General features: G+C 71.2%; 16 protein-coding genes and 2 pseudogenes. 7 read left to right on the top strand and 11 right to left on the bottom strand.

The window, feature by feature from the left end; translation table 11 throughout:
- Position 1: 1 nt before the first annotated feature.
- Genes EEJ42_RS17090 through EEJ42_RS17060 form a run of 7 tightly spaced genes read right to left on the bottom strand, consistent with a single transcriptional unit; the run spans position 2 to position 7871 of the window.
- Positions 2–1495, bottom strand: coding sequence for an aldehyde dehydrogenase family protein (locus EEJ42_RS17090; RefSeq protein ID WP_221179382.1), 1494 nt, complete (start codon positions 1493–1495; stop codon positions 2–4).
- The gene (locus EEJ42_RS17085) at positions 1492–2373 is read right to left on the bottom strand and encodes an ATP-binding cassette domain-containing protein (RefSeq protein ID WP_123100777.1); all 882 of its coding nucleotides are present in this window, start codon (positions 2371–2373) and stop codon (positions 1492–1494) included. Before EEJ42_RS17085 ends, EEJ42_RS17090 begins: the two co-directional genes overlap by 4 nt.
- Positions 2366–3436, bottom strand: a complete 1071-nt coding sequence (locus EEJ42_RS17080) for an ABC transporter ATP-binding protein (protein ID WP_123100776.1) — start codon at positions 3434–3436, stop codon at positions 2366–2368. Before EEJ42_RS17080 ends, EEJ42_RS17085 begins: the two co-directional genes overlap by 8 nt.
- On the bottom strand, positions 3433–4314 hold the full coding sequence (locus EEJ42_RS17075) for an ABC transporter permease (RefSeq protein ID WP_184503132.1): 882 nt from the start codon (positions 4312–4314) through the stop codon (positions 3433–3435). Before EEJ42_RS17075 ends, EEJ42_RS17080 begins: the two co-directional genes overlap by 4 nt.
- Positions 4311–5261 carry an ABC transporter permease gene (locus EEJ42_RS17070; protein ID WP_123100775.1) on the bottom strand — a complete coding sequence of 317 codons (951 nt, stop codon included), beginning with the start codon at positions 5259–5261 and terminating at the stop codon, positions 4311–4313. Before EEJ42_RS17070 ends, EEJ42_RS17075 begins: the two co-directional genes overlap by 4 nt.
- Before the next feature lie 16 nt (positions 5262–5277).
- Positions 5278–6792 carry an ABC transporter substrate-binding protein gene (locus EEJ42_RS17065; protein WP_123100774.1) on the bottom strand — a complete coding sequence of 505 codons (1515 nt, stop codon included), beginning with the start codon at positions 6790–6792 and terminating at the stop codon, positions 5278–5280.
- A gap of 5 nt (positions 6793–6797) precedes the next feature.
- Complete coding sequence (locus EEJ42_RS17060) at positions 6798–7871, bottom strand: isocitrate/isopropylmalate dehydrogenase family protein (RefSeq protein ID WP_123100773.1); 1074 nt, start codon at positions 7869–7871, stop codon at positions 6798–6800.
- Positions 7872–8019: 148 nt separating this feature from the next.
- On the opposite strand from EEJ42_RS17060, the gene EEJ42_RS17055 reads away from it, so the two are divergent.
- Positions 8020–9483 (top strand): amidase, encoded by a 1464-nt coding sequence (locus tag EEJ42_RS17055; RefSeq protein ID WP_123100772.1) that lies wholly within the window; start codon positions 8020–8022, stop codon positions 9481–9483.
- Complete coding sequence (locus EEJ42_RS17050) at positions 9480–10247, top strand: FadR/GntR family transcriptional regulator (protein ID WP_123100771.1); 768 nt, start codon at positions 9480–9482, stop codon at positions 10245–10247. Before EEJ42_RS17055 ends, EEJ42_RS17050 begins: the two co-directional genes overlap by 4 nt.
- Positions 10248–10289: 42 nt before the next feature.
- Here the strand turns inward: EEJ42_RS17050 and EEJ42_RS17045 are convergent, their stop codons facing one another.
- Entirely contained in the window at positions 10290–10751 is a 462-nt protein-coding gene (locus EEJ42_RS17045) for an Lrp/AsnC family transcriptional regulator (RefSeq protein WP_123100770.1), read from the bottom strand.
- Positions 10752–10880: 129 nt separating this feature from the next.
- On the opposite strand from EEJ42_RS17045, the gene EEJ42_RS50295 reads away from it, so the two are divergent.
- From EEJ42_RS50295 to EEJ42_RS54665, 5 genes and pseudogenes are all read left to right on the top strand, one after another.
- Complete coding sequence (locus EEJ42_RS50295; protein ID WP_148081983.1) at positions 10881–11186, top strand: ACT domain-containing protein; 306 nt, start codon at positions 10881–10883, stop codon at positions 11184–11186.
- Entirely contained in the window at positions 11183–12280 is a 1098-nt protein-coding gene (locus tag EEJ42_RS17040) for a thiamine pyrophosphate-dependent enzyme (protein WP_123100769.1), read from the top strand. The genes EEJ42_RS50295 and EEJ42_RS17040 overlap by 4 nt, the downstream gene beginning before the upstream one ends.
- Positions 12277–13317 carry an alpha-ketoacid dehydrogenase subunit beta gene (locus tag EEJ42_RS17035; RefSeq protein WP_123100768.1) on the top strand — a complete coding sequence of 347 codons (1041 nt, stop codon included), beginning with the start codon at positions 12277–12279 and terminating at the stop codon, positions 13315–13317. The genes EEJ42_RS17040 and EEJ42_RS17035 overlap by 4 nt, the downstream gene beginning before the upstream one ends.
- Positions 13318–13348: 31 nt before the next feature.
- Positions 13349–14629 (top strand): annotated as a pseudogene (locus tag EEJ42_RS17030) (dihydrolipoamide acetyltransferase family protein); the annotation flags it as partial.
- Between the two features lie 17 nt (positions 14630–14646).
- A complete protein-coding gene (locus tag EEJ42_RS54665) occupies positions 14647–14751 on the top strand; it encodes a 2-oxo acid dehydrogenase subunit E2 (protein WP_123100767.1) in 105 nt (34 codons plus the stop codon).
- Between the two features lie 84 nt (positions 14752–14835).
- On the opposite strand, the gene EEJ42_RS17020 is transcribed toward EEJ42_RS54665, so the two are convergent.
- The 3 genes and pseudogenes from EEJ42_RS17020 to EEJ42_RS50920 all read right to left on the bottom strand — a co-directional run.
- On the bottom strand, positions 14836–15387 hold the full coding sequence (locus tag EEJ42_RS17020; protein WP_123100766.1) for a hypothetical protein: 552 nt from the start codon (positions 15385–15387) through the stop codon (positions 14836–14838).
- Between the two features lie 118 nt (positions 15388–15505).
- Positions 15506–16063, bottom strand: a complete 558-nt coding sequence (locus tag EEJ42_RS17015; protein ID WP_246096812.1) for a DoxX family protein — start codon at positions 16061–16063, stop codon at positions 15506–15508.
- Between the two features lie 110 nt (positions 16064–16173).
- Positions 16174–16528 (bottom strand): annotated as a pseudogene (locus tag EEJ42_RS50920) (MFS transporter); the annotation flags it as partial.

Below are 16528 nucleotides of genomic sequence, written 5' to 3'. Positions count from 1 at the left end.
CTCACGGCTTCGTTGTCGTCGGACGGATCACTGCCATACGGGTCACGGTGAGCTCTTCGATGGCGAACCTCGGGCCTTCCCTTCCGGCCCCGGAGTCCTTCACGCCGCCGTACGGCATGACGTCGGAACGGAATCCGGGAACCTCGTTGACGACCACTCCGCCCACCTCCAGGCGGTCGAGAGCGGTGAACGCCGTGTCCAGGGCGCTGGTGTAGACGCTCGCGTGCAACCCGTAGCGCGAGTCGTTGACCAGGTCGAACGCCGTGTCCAGATCGGGGACGGAGCGCACCGCCACCACCGGGCCGAAGACCTCCTCGTCCCAGACGGGCAGGGCGCCGTCCACGTCGAGCAGCACGGTGGGCTCGATCACCCCGTCGGTGACGCCGCCTCCGGCTACCAGGGACGCCCCCGCCGCCACCGCCTCGTCCCGCCACGCGCACACCCGCTCGGTCGACCGCTGGTCGATGAGCGCCGAGACGCGCGTCTGCGGATCGCGGGGATCGCCCACGGTCACCTGGGCCACCCGCTCCGTCAGGCGGTCCACGAACTCCTTGCGCACCGCGTCCACGACGATGACCCGCTGCACACTGATGCACGCCTGGCCCGACGCGTAGTACCCGCCGCGCACCACCGCGTCGGCGGCGGCGTCGAGGTCGGCGTCGGCGGCCACCACCAGGGCGGCGTTGGAGCCGAGTTCGAGCAGCACCTTGGTGGGTGCCGCGTCCCGGGCGATCCGGTGGCCCACGGCGGCGGAACCGGTGAAGGACACCGCCCCGATCCGGCGGTCCGTGGTCAGCGCGACGCCCACCTCCGGCCCTCCGGTCACCAGCTGCACCGCGGCCTGCGGCGCGCCGCCGGAGCGCAGGGCCTCGCGGAGGAGGTGCACCAGCCACAGGGTGGCCAGCGGCGTCTGCGGGGCGGGCTTGGCGATGACCGGGCAGCCGGCGGCCAGCGAGGGCGCGATCTTGTGCGCGGCGAGCAGCAGCGGGTAGTTGAAGCCCGAGATGCCCACCACCACGCCGATCGGCTTGCGGGTCCAGAAGCCGAGCAGCCCCTCACCCGACGGCAGCAGGTCCAACGGCACCGTCTCCCCGTGCAGCCGGGCCACCTCCTCGGCCGCCGTCAGCAGGGTCAGCAGGGTGCGGTCCACCTCGACACGGCAGTCGACCAGCGGCTTGCCGGTCTCCAGGACCAGGAGCCGCTCGAAGTCCGCGCGCCGGGAGGCGATGGCCTCGTGGGTCGCGAGCAGCGCGGCCCTGCGGGTGTGCGAGGGGAGCCGTCCGACCTGCTCGCGGAGGGCGACGGCCGCGTCGACCGCGGCGCGCGCGAGGTCGGTGTCCCCGACGGGGGCCCGGGCGACGAGCGTCCCGTCGTAGGGGAAGCGGACGTCCTCGGTGGCGGGTGCCTCGACCCAGCGGTCGCCGATGGGAAGACCCTCGGGAAACTCCAGTACCACGGGGGGTTCGCCGTCGGCGGGTTGGACGTGGGTGGTCACGGTCGGTACTCCCGGTTGAGGTCGGCCGCCGTCACCCCGGACAGTGCCTTGCCCAGGGTCGGAACGGCGGCGATCAGCCTGCGTGTGTAGGAATGTTGCGGGTCCTCGTACACCTGCTCCGTGTCCCCGGTCTCCACGATCTGTCCGGCGTGCATGACCGCGACCCGGTCGCACACATGGCGGACCACGGACAGGTCGTGGGAGACGAAGACCAGCGTCAGGGACAACTCGTCGACGAGGTCGGCGATCAGGTTGAGCACCTGGGCCCGTACGGACACGTCCAGGGCGCTCACCGGCTCATCGGCCACGATGATCTTCGGACGGGGGGCGAGGGCGCGCGCGATCGAGATGCGCTGCCGCTGGCCGCCGGAGAACTGGTGCGGATAACGGTCCGCCGCGTCGGCGCGCAGGCCGACGGCCTCCAGCAGCTCGGCCACCCGCTCCCGGCGGTTCCCGTGCCCCTGGGCGACGAGCGGCTCGGCCACGATGTCGCCCACCCGCATGCGCGGGTCCAGCGAACTCATCGGGTCCTGGAACACCAGTTGGAGCCGCTCGCGGACGAACCTCAGCCGTCGCTCCCGGAGCCCGGTGATGTCCCGGCCGTCGATCGCGACACTGCCGCTGGTGGGGCGGTCGAGCCCGGCCAGAATCCGCAGCAGGGTCGACTTGCCGCACCCCGACTCGCCCACGATGCCGAACCGCTGTCCCTGGGGGACGGCGAAGCTGACGCCGCGCAGGGCGTGCACGGGCGGGCTGGGGTGGCGCAGCGAGGTGCGCGGCCGCCGGTAGTCGCGGGTGACGTCGCGGACGTCGATGGCGTTCGCGGGGCCGGTCCGCTGCCCGGGCGCGAGAGGGACGCTGGTCGGCTGCTCAGCCACGGCCGGCCTCCTGGTTCGCGGGTGTGCCGGTCCCGGGGGCGCCGCTCTCGGGTACCGGGTGGAAGCAGGCGTAGCCGGAGTCCGGGCCGGTGGAGACCCAATCCGGCCTGGTGGCGCACTCCTCGGTCGCCTCGGTGCATCTGTTGCGGAAGACGCATCCGGCGGGGAACTGCCCGGCGGGCGGGACCGATCCGCCGATCGTGACCAGCCGCCCGCGGTCGTCGACCGCGGTCAGGTCGGACGCGCCGATCAGGCCCTGGGTGTAGCGGTGCCGGGGGCGCGTGAACACCTCCCGGACCGGGCCGGACTCGACCAGCCGCCCGCCGTACATCACCAAGACCCGCTCGCAGGCCGTGGCCACCACGGCGAGGTCGTGGGTGATGAAGAGCATGGCCGACCTGCGGTCCTGGACGCCCCGCACGATCAGGTCGAGCACCCGCGCCTGCACCGTGACGTCGAGCGCGGTGGTGGGTTCGTCGCAGACCAGGAGTGCCGGGTCGTTCGCGAGGGCGATGGCCAGTACCACCCGCTGCCGTTGGCCGCCGGAGAACTGGTGCGGGTAGGCGTCCGCGGCGGACGCGGGATCGGGAAGCCCCACCTGGGCGAGCAGTTCCACGGCGGCGGCGCGGGCGGACGCCCGGTCGGGCCGGGTCCGGTGGATCAGCAGCACCTCGGCGATCTGCCGCCCAACCTTCATGGTGGGGTTCAGGGCGGTCATGGGCTCCTGGAAGACCATGGCGATCTCCTTGCCCCGCACCCGGGACATCCGCGCCTCGTCGGCACCCACCAGGTCGTGGCCGACTCCGGCGAGCCGCACCGACCCCGTGGCCCGGAGGCCCTCGGGGAGCAGGCCCATGACGCTCAGCGCGGTCAGCGACTTGCCCGACCCCGACTCACCGATCAGCCCGACCCGCTCACCGGCGCGGATGGTGAAGTCGACGTCCTCGACGAGCGTGCGGCCGCCGACGGTGACGTCGAGGTTCCGCACGGACAGGACATCATCGGGGGAGCCCTGCCCGGAGGCCGGTCCCGTGGCGGGTGCCGTGTCAGGTACCGGGGTCATCGGTGGTCCTCCAGCTTGGGGTCGAAACGGTCGCGCAGGCCATCGCCGAGCAGGTTGAACCCGAGCACCGCCACCGCGATGGCGGCGCCGGGGAACACCGCGAGCCGGGGAGCGATCGACAGCAGCTCCTGGCTCTCCTGCAACATCCGGCCCCAGGACGGTGTGGGGGGCGGGGTGCCGAAGCCCAGGAAGGACAGCGCGGCTTCGGCGAGTACGGCGATGGCGAAACCGACCGACGCCTGCACGATGACGAGACTGCTGACGTTGGGCAGGACGTGCCGCACGGCGATCGCGAACGGCCCGCGGCCCGCCGCCCGCGCGGCGATGACGTACTCGGTCTGCATGACCTGGAGCGTGCCGCCGCGGATCAGCCGGGCGAAGTGGGGGATGGACGCGATGCCGATGGCGATCATCGCGACCAGCGTGCCGGCCCCGTACACGGCGGCGAACATGATCGCCAGCAGGAGCGCCGGGAAGGCGAGGAGCAGGTCGTTGCCGCGCATCAGCAGCTCGCCGAACCAGCGGGGCGCCATTCCGGCGACGATGCCGAGGGGGACTCCGACCAGAGCGGCGACGCCGACCGCCACGAAGCCGACGAACAACGTGGTGCGCGAGCCCAACAGGATCTGGCTGAACACGTCGCGGCCGAACTTGTCCGTGCCGAACCAGTAGTCCCACGACGGCTCCTGAAGCCGCACCGCGGGATCGACGAGGGTCGGATCGTGCGGGGTCCACACGAAGGACAGCAGCGCCATGCCGATCACGAGCGAGACGACGAGCCCGCCCACCAGGAGGCTGCCCGTGACCGGGCGGCGCCGACGGCGGGCGGCGGCGGGCGCCGCGGACGTGACGGTGGCTTCGATGTCCGGAGCACTCATGACGTGCCTCCCCTGAGTCGCGGGTCGATCAGCAGATAGACCATGTCCACCAGGAAGTTCACGAGCAGCACCGCCATTGCGATGATCATGACCACGTCCTGCACCACGATGAGGTCCCGGTTGGCGACGCTGTCCAGCAGCAGGCTGCCGAGCCCGGGGATGACGAAGACCCGTTCGATGACGACGGAGCCCACCAGCAGCGTGGCGAGCTGCAACGCCAGCACGGTGACCACGGGCACCGACGCGTTCCGCAGGCCGTGCCGCAGCAGTGCCTGCGTCGGGCGGAGTCCCTTGGCGCGAGCCGTGCGCAGATAATCCTCCCGGAGGACGTCGAGCACGGCGCTGCGGACATAGCGGGTGAGCACCGCCGCCTGCACCAGTCCGAGGGCCAGCGCGGGCATCACCAGCTGTTTGAGGAACAGGACCGGATCCTGCACCGGGGGTGTCCAGCCGTTCGCCGGCAGCCACCCGAGCCCCACCGCGAACACGGTGATCAGGAGGATGCCCGCGAGGAAGGCCGGGACGGCCACGCCGACTTGGGACAGGGCCGAGAGCACGAGCCCGGACGGCTTGCGGTGCCGCACGGCCATGAGGGTGCCCATGGGGATGGCCAGGAGACAGGCGATCACCATCCCGGTGCCGACGAGCCACAGGGTGACCTGGAGGCGGTCGGCGAGCTGCGGGCCGATCGGCGCGTGGGAGATGTAGGAGTCCCCCGGGTCGAAGGTCAGCAGCCCGTGGACCCAGTGGAGGTACTGGGACACGAGCGGCCGGTCGAGCCCGAACTGCTCGCGCAGGTGCGCCACCGCCGAGTCCGACGCGCTGGTTCCGAGGGCGACGCGGGCCGGATCCCCTGGCAGCACCGCCATGAACGCGAACACCAATACGGAGCTCACGACCAGGCTGGCCAGGAGGATCCCGATCCGCTGCACCAGACGGACTATCATCGTTTCAGACCGCCTTTCAGGACCGGCCCAGGCCGGTGAGATCCAGTGACTCGGACACGGAGTTCACGGGCAGGCCGGTGATGTCCTTGTCCGCCACCATCAGGTTCGGCAGCAGGAACAGCCAGTCGGCCGCCGCGTCCTTGGACAGCAGCCGGGCAGCCGCCCGCATATCGGTGATCTGCTGCTCCCGGCTGCCCTGGTCCGCCTTCGCCAGCAACGCCCGGAACCTGGGGTTGTCGTAGCGGATGTAGGACTTCTTGTTCCCGAACACCGTCTGCATGTCGCGGGGCTCCACATGGCCGATGATGGACATGTCGTAGTCGGCGTTCTTGAACACGGTGGTCAGCCAGGCGGCGGGGAACTCCAGCTGGTCCAGCTTGACCTTGAACCCGACCTGTTCGAGCTGGCTCTTGACCACGGTGCCGCACGCGGTGGCATACGGCAGCGTCGGAATGCGCAACCGCAGCGTACGCCCGGCTTCGCCGGACTCCTTGACGAGCCGCTTGGCCTTGTCGCGGTCGTACGGATACTGGTCGGTGAGGTTCTGGTACCACGGGTCGGTCGGCGGGACCATGCTGCCGATGAGCTTGCCGCGGCCCGCCCAGCAGGTGTCCATCAGGGCCTTGTGGTCGATGGCGTAACGAACGGCCTGGCGGGCCTTCGGATTCTTCATCGGGCCCGAGCCGTTGTTGAGCGAGAGGACCACCTCGCCGTTGGTCGTACCCTCGATGACCTTGTACTTGGAGTTGTTCTGGAACCGGTACAAGGACTCCGGGGACTGCATCTGGCCGATCACGTTGATGGTGCCCGTGAGCAGCGCGTTGTTCATGGCCGTCGGGTCCTTGAAGTACTTGAGGGTGACCGACGCGAAGTGCGGTTCGCGCCCCCAGTAGTCACCACGGCGGGCCAGGGTGATCGAGTCGCCGCGGTTCCACTTCTTCACCACGTACGGGCCGGTGCCCACCGGCTCGGTGGCCAGCTTGCGCACGCCGGTCCGGCTGAACATCGCCCCGACACGGGTGGTCATCCGGTACAGCCAGTCGTTGCTCGGCTTCTTCAAGATGACCTTGAGTTCGGTGGGCGACACCGCCCGCACCGTGTCGACGACATCCATCTGAGTCTTCTGCACCAGCGTCCAGTCGGATGTGACGCGTTCGATGGAGAACTTGGCGTCCTCGGCCGTGAACCGTGCGCCATTGCTGAACGTGGCGTTCTTCACCAGATGGAACGTGTACGTCCTGCGGTCCTTGGACAGGCGCCAGGATGTGGCCAGTTGGGGCCGGATCTTCCCGGACTGGTCCAGCTTCACCAGGTTCTCGTAGACGTTGTAGAGCAGTGCCTGCGGAATGGCGGCACCTTCGGTCTTGGTGAAGTCGAAGTTGGCCGGCTCGGCGGTGAGGCCGACGTTCAGGGAGTTCTTCCCCGCGCTGCCGGTTGCCGTGGACCCGGCCGAGCAGGATGCCAGCAGCAGGCATGCGAGCGTGGCCGCGACCGCCCGGGGGTGCCGCGCCAGCCGCTTGTGATGTTTCATGCGTCCTACCCCTGGTTTTCTATCGCGTGCAGAACGGCTGATGCGACGTCCGCCGTAGTGGCGTTGCCGCCGAGGTCGGCCGTGTGGTGCCTGGTATCTCGCACGGTGTCCGCCACCGCGTCGCGGACGCGGCGGGCCGCGCCGGTGTGTCCGAGGTCGTCGAGCAGCATCGCGCCGGAGAGCAGACAGGCCACCGGATTCGCCACGCCCTTCCCGGCGATGTCCGGCGCCGAGCCATGGACGGGTTCGTAGATGCCCGGCACCTCCGCGTCCGGCAGGACGTTGGCGCTGGGCGCCATGCCCATACCGCCCGCGAGCACCGCGGCGAGATCGGACAGGATGTCGCCGAACAGGTTGCTCGTGAGCAGCACATCGAGGGAGCGGGGAGCCTGGATCATACGGGCGGCCATCGCGTCGACCAGCACCGTTTCCAGCTGGACCTGCGGGTACTGCTCGCCGACCTCGCGCACCACCCGGTCCCACAGCGGATAGCCGTAGCGCATCGCGTTGGACTTGGTCACCAGGCACAGCCGCCCCGACCGGCGGCCCGCCAGGGCGAAGGCCTGGTGCGCCGCCCGCTCGATGACGCGGCGGGAGTGCACGGCGACCTCGATCCCGAGATCGTGTCCGCTCCCGGCGTGCGCCACCCCGCCCGCGCCGACGTACTCGCCCTCGGTGTTCTCGCGCACGATCACCAGGTCCACGCCGTCGGTGTCGCGCACCTTGGTGGGAACGCCGGGGAACGCGCGCACCGGGCGGAGGTTCACGGCGAGGTCGAGCTGCTGCCGCAGGCCGATGATCAGGCCCCAGACCAGCTCGTGCTCCGGTACGTCGGGACGCCCGACGGCGCCGAACAGCACGGCGTCCGTCTTCTTGACGAGGTCGGCCGCATCGGGCGGCATCGCCGCGCCCTGCCGGAGGAACCGCTCGCCGCCCCAGTCGAACGAGGTCACGTCGAGCCGGAGGCCGTCGGCCTCCAGCGCGGCCCGGAGCGCGGGCACGGTCGCCGCGACGACCTCCGGACCGATTCCGTCGCCCGGAATGACCGCAAGCCGTACGACTTCGGTGTCCCGCGTCATGGACGCCACCTTCCGTTATGACTGGCCTGACCAGTAAGCTCGCTTGCCAGGTACCGTGTCGACTGAAGCTGTTCCTGTCAAGGGTTCGAACGCCCCGGGAATCGCCGGGGCACCACCCAGCGGTAGCTGGGGGAGAAGGAGAGTGCGGGTGCTCACCGAACAGGCCCTGGCCGCCCTGCCGGCCGTGGAGATGGTTGCCGGATTCGCCGACCGCACGCTGTCGCCGGTCCAGGTCCACGACGCCGTCCAGTCGGTGATCGAGGCGCGGGAAGGTGTGCTCAACGCGTTCTGGGTGCGAGATCCGGACGAGTCCCGCAAGGCGGCCCAGGCCAGCGAGGCCCGATGGGCGGCGGGGGAGCCGCTCGGGCTCATCGACGGCGTGCCCGTGACCCTGAAGGAGAACGTCGCCCGCCGGGGTGTCCCCATGCCCTCCGGCAACGCGGGCACCGAGCCGGTCGTCCCGGAGTCGGACGCGCCCATCACCGCGCGGGTCCTCGAATCCGGCGGGGTGATACTCGGGTCGACGGTGATGCCGGACTGGGGCATGCTCTCCTCGGGCGTCTCCAGCAGGCACGGCATTTCGCGCAGCCCCTGGAACCCCGACTGGACCACGGGCGGCTCCAGCTCCGGTGCCGGGGCCGCGGCCGCCGGGGGGTACGGCCCGCTCCACGTGGGCACCGACATCGGGGGATCGATCCGGCTGCCGGGCACCTGGCTGGGCCTCGCCACCCTCAAGCCCAGCTACGGGAGGATCCCGCTGGACGCCCCGTACCTGGGGCGTGCCGCCGGTCCCCTGACGCGCACGGTGGCGGACGCGGCCCTGTTCATGCGCGTCCTGAGCCAACCGGATCCCCGGGACTGGACGAGCCTGCCACCGCAGGACATCGACTGGTCGGCGCTGGAGAGCGAGGTCCGCGGACTGCGGGTGGGCGTGCACCTCGACGCGGGCTGCGGGGAGGCGAGCGACGCCGAGATCCTCGCCGCGGTGAGCCGCGCCGCCGAGGTCTTCGAGGCGGCCGGGGCCGTCGTGGAGCCGGTCGAGCCGTTCATGACCCAAGAGCTCCTGGACGACCTGGACCTGTTCTGGCGGGTGCGGTCCTGGAACGACTTCCGCGCCCTGTCGCCCGAGGCCCGGCTGCGCGTCCACCCCCACATCATCCGGTGGTGCCAGGGCGGCGCGGACATACCCGGCACCAGGGTGCTCCAGTGCTACCAGCAGATCATGCGCATCCAGGCGCAGACCGTGGCGGCGACCGTCCCGTACGACCTGGTGCTCTCGCCGGTGGCCCCGGTGGCGGCGTTCTCCGCCGAGCAGCCGATGCCGTTCACGGGGGACGCGAAGACCATGGCGCACATCGGCTTCACCGCGCCGTACAACATGTCGGGCCAGCCCGCCGCGACCGTCAACTGCGGCCTGACGGCGGACGGCCGGCCCATCGGGGTGCAGATCGCGGGCCGCCGTTTCGACGATCTCGGCGTCCTGAGGGCGGCGGCATGGTACGAACGGAACCGGCCTGCCGAGGCGGTCCCGGCCTGGCCGGACCACGCCCACGGTGCGCCCACGGGGGAGAGGAAGACGACATCGACCACGCCCGAAGGGGAGAAGCCTTGAGCGACGGGGCACAGTTCCGGCAGGTTTCGCCGGTACGGCTCTACCAGCGCATCGTCGAACAGATCGAGCAGGCGATCGCGCGCGGTGACCTGAAGCCGGGGCAGCGGCTGCCGAGTGAGCGGGAGTTGGTGACACAGTTCGGGGCGAGCCGGCCCACCGTGCGGGAAGCCCTGCGCGTGCTGGAGAGCAACGGTCTCGTCCGCTCGCGCCCGGGAGACCCGAACGGCCCGGAGATCCTGCCGTTCTCGTCGGCCCGCCTGACCAAGGAGATGGCCCGGCTCGTCCAGTTCGACAACGTGTCGATCGCCGAGTTGATCTCGTTCCGCATGATCCTCGACGGGTCGGCGAGCCTGCTGGCGGCCCGGCTGCGGTCCGAGGAGGAACTGTCCGCCATGGAACGGACGCTCGCCGTCATGGCGGACGCGATCGAGACCGGGTACGAGGAGTTCAGCAAGGCGGACGTCGCGTTCCACGAGGCGGTGGCGGTGGCCAGCCGCAACTCCCTCATCGAGGTGTGCAACCAGGTGGTCCGGGGCGCCGTCCTCTCGCTGATCTCGGACAAGGTCGCCCACGCGCACAACAGCACGGCGCTGATGCGGGAGTCGCTCCAACACCACCAGGAGGTGCTGGAGGCCATCCGGCTGGGGGACGGCCCGGCGGCGGCCCGCATCTCGCGGCGCAAGCTCTACGAGTACTACGCGGGCTACGTCCCCGAGGACGAGCGGGAGCCGCTGCTGGCCCTCATGGACGACGAGGAGGACTGAGAAGCCCCCTGCCGCGCCCTGAACGCCCGTGCCCTGACCAGCTCAGGGCACGGGCGTTCCGCGCTGCCAGGAGTCGATGACGATCAGCGTCTTCGTCTGGAGCACACCGACACCCTTGCGACGCAGCCGATTGACCACCTTCTGGAGCTCGTCGACGCTGTCGACGTGCAACCGGACGAGCGCGTCCACATCGCCGGTGAGCGTCAGCACCTCGTCGACCTCCGGCAGCGTCGACGCGAACTCCACGATGTCGTGGATATCCGTGTCACCCGTGAAACGCAGCTCGGTGACCGCTTGAAGCCCCTGACCGAGCTTGGCCTGATCCGTCGTGATCGTGTAGCCGGTGATGACCCCCGACTCCTCCAGGCGTGCGATGCGCCGCCGGACCGGCGCCGGGGAAAGCTGCACCAGGCGCGCGATGTCACGAACGGTGCGCCGCCCGTCGGCTCGCAGCAACTCCAGGATCTGTAGATCGACCGAGTCGAGGTGTACGGGTGCCGACATGCCGCAAGTGTAAGCAGGGCTTCCCTCAACGATCACTCTCGACGCGACGGACTTCCCGAGAAGAGCGTACTGCGCACCGCTGCGCACACGTGTGTTGTGCACGGATCGGGCCCTTGACAACGTGTCCGCATGTCAGCCGCGACACAGTCAGCGACACGCGCTGCCCCCTCAGAAGCCCTGAAGCCCCGCACACGCCCTCGTGGTGCCGTACTGCGGATCGATGTCGTCGCCACGCCCCTGGCGGTCGCCCGGGTCGCCCTGATCTTGGCGCATCGCCAGTTCGACGTGCTCACCATGGACGTCGCCGCGCCCGTCGACGGGCTGCGGCGCATCACCATCGAGGTGGACACGACGGACGAGACCAGGGTGCGGCAGCTCGTCAAGTTCCTGAACCGGTCACTCGAAGTCGTCAAGGTCGGCTGGAGGAACGGATGAGCACACACTCCGGTGCGTCCTCCGCGGTGGCCTCCGCCGATGACGTCCTGCGGCTGGTCGATCCGGCCGGGACGCTGGACGAACAGGCGGCCGCGGACATGCTCGAGGTGACCGGCGACCTGGTCCGCGGGCTGTACCGCGACATGGTGCTCGGGCGCCGCCTCGACCAGGAGGCGTACTCCCTGCAACGCCAGGGTGAGCTGGGACTCTGGCTGATGTCCCTCGGGCAGGAAGCGGCACAGGCCGGATCGATCCGCGCCCTCCGGGCGGACGACCGGGTCTTCCCGTCCTACCGCGAACACGTGGCGGCCCTGTGCCGTGGCATCTCACCGACGGAATTGCTGTCGCAGTGGCGTGGCGCGAGCCACGGCTCATGGGACCCCGAGCGGTACCACTTCCACATCTACAGCCTGGTGCTGGCCACGCAGACACTGCACGCCGTCGGCTATGCGATGGGCGTCCGGTACGACGCCGCCGACAGCGTGGTGTTCACCTACCTCGGTGACGGCGCCTCCAGCCAGGGGGACGCCAGCGAGGCGCTCAACTGGGCGGCGGTGACATCGGCACCCGTCGTGTTCTTCTGCCAGAACAACGGATGGGCGATCTCGACACCCGCGAGCAAGCAGTACGCGAGCCCGCTGAGGGAGCGTGCGAAGGGATTCGGACTCGACGCGGTGTCCGTGGACGGCAACGACGTACTGGCCGTCCACGCCGCCACACGGAGCATGGTCGAGCGGGTCCGGGCCGGTGGCGCACCGGGGTTCATCGAGGCGCACACCTACCGCATGTCCGGACACAGCACATCGGACGACCCCAAGCGCTACCGCGACGCCGCCGAGGCGGCCCGGTGGCAGGCCCACGACCCCGTGGAGCGCGTGCGCCTGCTGCTCACGGCGCGCGGCTGGGCCGACGAGGACTACTTCGCCACGGTCGCCTCCGACGCCGAGGAGCTGGCCACGCGGACGCGCCGGGAGTGCCGTGCCCTTCCGGAGCCGTCTCTGAGCGACACCTTCCGCGCCACCTTGTGCGAGGAGCCCGAGTCCCTGCGGCGCGAACGCGAAGCCTTCGAGACGTATATGGAGTCCTTCCTGTGACCATCACCGCCGCGGCCGCCCCGGCCGGGAAGGACACCCGGGACGAGGCCGCCACGACCACGACCGCGCTCACGCTCGGGCGCTCGCTGAACGAGGGCCTGCGGCAGGCGATGCGCGACGACGAGCGGGTGGTCCTGCTCGGCGAGGACATCGCCTCCCTGGGCGGGGTGTTCCGGGTGACCGATGGCCTGGCCGCCGAGTTCGGCGACCGCGTCGTGGACACCCCGCTGGCCGAATCGGGGATCGTCGGGACGGCCATCGGCCTGGCCCTGCGCGGGTACCGACCGGTCTGCGAGATCCAGTTCGACGGTTTCGTCTACCCCGCCTTCGACCAGATCGTCAGCCAGCTGGCGAAGATGCGGGCACGCTCCCGCGGGCTGCTGCGGCTCCCCGTCACCATCCGGATCCCGGTCGGGGGCGGGATCGGCGCGGTCGAGCACCACAGCGAGTCGAACGAGGCGTACTTCTGCCACACGGCCGGGCTGCGCGTCGTGGCGTGCGGCCACCCCCAGGACGCGTACGACCTGCTCCGCGCCGCGATCGCGTGCGACGACCCCGTCATCTTCTACGAGCCCAAGCGCCGTTACTGGGACCGGGCCGAGGTCGGCCTCGGCCGCCCCGTGGACGGCGACACGCTGGGGCGCGCCCGGGTGCTGCGCGAGGGCTCCGACGCCACCGTGGTCGCGTACGGGCCCATGGTCGCGGTGGCGCTCAACGCGGCCGAGGTCGCCGCCTCCGAAGGCCGTTCGCTGGAGGTCCTCGACCTCCGCTCGCTGTCGCCGCTGGACACCGGCGCACTGTGCCGCTCGGCGTCGAAGACGGGACGCGTCGTGGTCGTCCACGAGGCGCCCGTCAACGTCGGCCTGGGCGCCGAAATCGCCGCGACGGTCATGCAGCACTGCTTCTACGACCTCGAGGCCCCCGTGGAACGGGTCGGTGGCTACAACGTCCCCTATCCGCCGGCGCGGGCGGAGGGCGATTACCTGCCGGATCTCGATCGCGTCCTCGACGCCGTCGACCGGGTGTGTGCCGGGTGAACCGTCCGGCACACCTCTTCTGGAGGACACGATGCTCGTGACCAGGCATTTCCCGCTCCCCGACGTCGGCGAGGGGCTCACCGAGGCCGAGATTCTCGAATGGCGGGTGGGCCCCGGCGACCCGGTCGGCGTGAACGACATCATCGCCGAGATCGAAACGGCGAAGGCGGTGGTGGAGCTGCCCAGCCCGTACGCCGGGACCGTCGCCGAGATCCTCCGCGCCGCGGGCGAGGCGGTGGCCGTCGGTACGCCGATCATCTCGTTCGAGGTCGAGGACGACAGCGCCCCGCAGGCGGGGCCCGAACGCGACGCCACGGACCTCGTGGATCCTCCCGCCCAGGACGGCGCCCCGAGAGAGCAGTCGCCCGCCCCCGCCCGCGAGCCCGTCCTGGTCGGCTACGGCCCGGCGCACGCGCGGACGGCGCGGCGCCCGCGAAAGCGGAAGCCCGGGCCACCGGCCGTCACACCGTCCGCCCGGAGAGCCCTCGCCACCCCGCCGGTGCGCAAGCTCGCCCGCGACCTCGGGGTCGACCTGAGCCTGGTGTCCGCCACGGGCCCGTCGGGACGCATCACCCGCGAGGACGTGCACCGCCTCGCCGAGCGGCGGGCCACCACGCCGAACGACCCGGGCCCCGCCCGTGACGACGTGGTGCGCACCCCGATTCGCGGAGTGCGCAAGCACACCGCGCAGGCCATGGTCGAGAGCGCCTTCACCGCCCCGCACGTCACGGAGTGGGTCACCGTCGACGTGACGCGGTCCCTCGAACTGCTGGAGAGGGCGCGCGCCGACAAGGCGTTCGGGGATGTGCGCCTGACACCACTGTGTCTGGTCATCAAGGCAGTGCTGACCGCCATCGCACGGCATCCCGGGATCAACGCGAAGTGGGACGCCGCTGCCGGTGAGATCGTCCAGTACTCCGACGTCAATCTCGGCATCGCCGCGGCGACACCGAGAGGGCTCATCGTCCCCAACATCGCCGCGGCCCAGCGGCTCTCCCTGCGGGAGATCGCCCTGGCGCTCACCGACCTCGTCGAGCAGGCCCGCGCGGGCAAGACGCCACCCGAGCGGATGAGGAACGGGACCTTCACGATCACCAACATCGGTGTGTTCGGCATCGACGGCGGAACGCCGATCCTCAACCCCGGCGAAGCGGCGATCCTCTGCTTCGGCCAGGTGCGGCGCATGCCGTGGGAACACGAGGGACGGATACGGCTGCGCGACATCACGACCCTCACCATGTCGTTCGACCACCGTCTGGTCGACGGCGAGCTGGGTTCGCTCGTCCTGCGCGACATCGCCCGGTTCCTCGAACGNTCACGACCCTCACCATGTCGTTCGACCACCGTCTGGTCGACGGCGAGCTGGGTTCGCTCGTCCTGCGCGACATCGCCCGGTTCCTCGAACGGCCGGACTTGATGGTTCTCCACCGCTGACCTTGCCGGGCGGTTGCCGTACGGGTGAGGGTGCCGTCCGGCGCGGACGGCACCCTCACCCGTACGGCGACTACATCGTCGTGCTCATCTCGGCATCTCGGTGGCCGTGCCGTTCAGCGACCCCGGGCCGTGCGCGCTCCCGTTCACCGGGCCGGTGGCCCGGGCGGGGCGTTCCAGGATTCCGCGGTCGGAGGGCGGCGTGTCCGCGGCGGTGGCGCCGGGCGGCGGGCCGGAGGCGTCGGCGGCGCTGTGGGAGGCGCCCTGGCCGGTGCCGCTGGGTGCGGTCCCGTTGTGGCTGCCGTTGGCGGAAGCGGCGGAACCGTTGATCTTGTCGATCGCCTGCCGCGCCTGTTCACCGGGGGAGCGGGTCGTGGACTGCGCCGTGGGGGACGGCGTGGGCGCGGGCTGGTTCCGCTCCAGCTGGGGCGGCTTGGCGTGGGCGGCGCTCATGGCCTGGGTGCGCAGCCGGTGGCTGACCGCCTCGTCCAGGCTCACCGGCCGGTGCATCTGGGCGGCCAGCCGCCCGGCCTCCTGACCCAGCGCGGAGACCACGTCCCACGGCAGATGGAGCACCAGACGGACTTCGGCATCCCCGTCCGGGAGGGCTTGGATGGGAGGAGTGAACCGTTCACTCATGAGCTGGTCCTCCGTTGGGTTCTTCGGTCCGCGCCCCGAGTGCCAGGGCGCATACAGAGCCATACGGAGAACCGCCGCGCCCCGTTCACCGTGAGCCGGTACGGATCGGGGCGCCGCGTCATGAGCGCAGCAGGATCGTGACCGTCGCCAGGATCGCCGCGAGGACGAGCGCTGCCACACCGTAGCCGATCCGCTGAGACCGCAGCCCCGGAATCAGCGCGTCGATCGCGATACGGCCCGACCCGCTCAGCGCGAGCCCGGCCGCGCATACGCCGATGAGCAGCGGAAACTCAAAGCCGCCGAGCAGGCCGAGCTTCCAGGCGGAGGCGACCGCGTTGGCCATGGTGCCCGCCACGGCGGCCCCGGCCAGCGGCGTGAGCAGCCCCACGGCGAGCCCCAGCCCGCCCAGGGTCTCGGTGAGCCCCGCGCAGACGGCCATCAACCGGGGCGCCGGATAGCCGAGGCGGGCGAAGTCCACGGCGGTCCGGGAGATCCCGGGCCCGCCCCACCAGCCGAACAGATGCTGTGCCCCGTGCGCGGCGATGATCAGCCCGACGCCGAGCCGCACCACCAGCAGGCCGGCGTCATGGGCGCGCAGCACGCCCGACGCGCTCCTGGGGGAGGCATGGGCGGGCGTGCCCATCGGGGGAGTGGTCTCATCGCCGTAGTACGCCATGGCGCCCTCGTCGGGTCGGGGTTCGGTGTGCGGCCACCTCGGTTCGCGGCCACCGAGCCGGATAAGGGATATGTGCCTTATGTTCACTTTGTCGCAACCAGGCCGCGGGTTCAATCCGTGCGCTCGGCGGAGGGGCGCAGACCCCGCCACGCCCCGGCGGCCAGCGGCAGCGCGGCGGCCAGGCAGGCCACACCGGCCGTGGTCAGGGACGCCCCGGGGGCGGGGGCACTCAGGGCCACGCCGAGGCCGCCCGCGGTCGTGATGACCGTCTTGGTCACGCCGGACGCCTCCCCCGCCCGCTCGGGGCCCGCGGCCGCCTGGGTGGCGATGAGGGCCAGGGCTCCTGCGACCCCGAGCGCCGCCCCGCAGCCCGTGGCCGCCAGCACGTAGCCCGGCAGCGACGTCGCCATCGGCGCCGCGCACAGCCCCGCCCCGCCCAGGCCCAGGCACCCCGCCATCGCCCCG

Origin of the sequence: Streptomyces botrytidirepellens, from assembly GCF_003721215.1 — a bacterium.
Lineage (GTDB): Bacteria > Actinomycetota > Actinomycetes > Streptomycetales > Streptomycetaceae > Streptomyces > Streptomyces himastatinicus.
The sequence above is the reverse complement of the archived record's forward strand: the minus strand, read 5'-3'. Positions and strand labels throughout refer to the sequence as shown.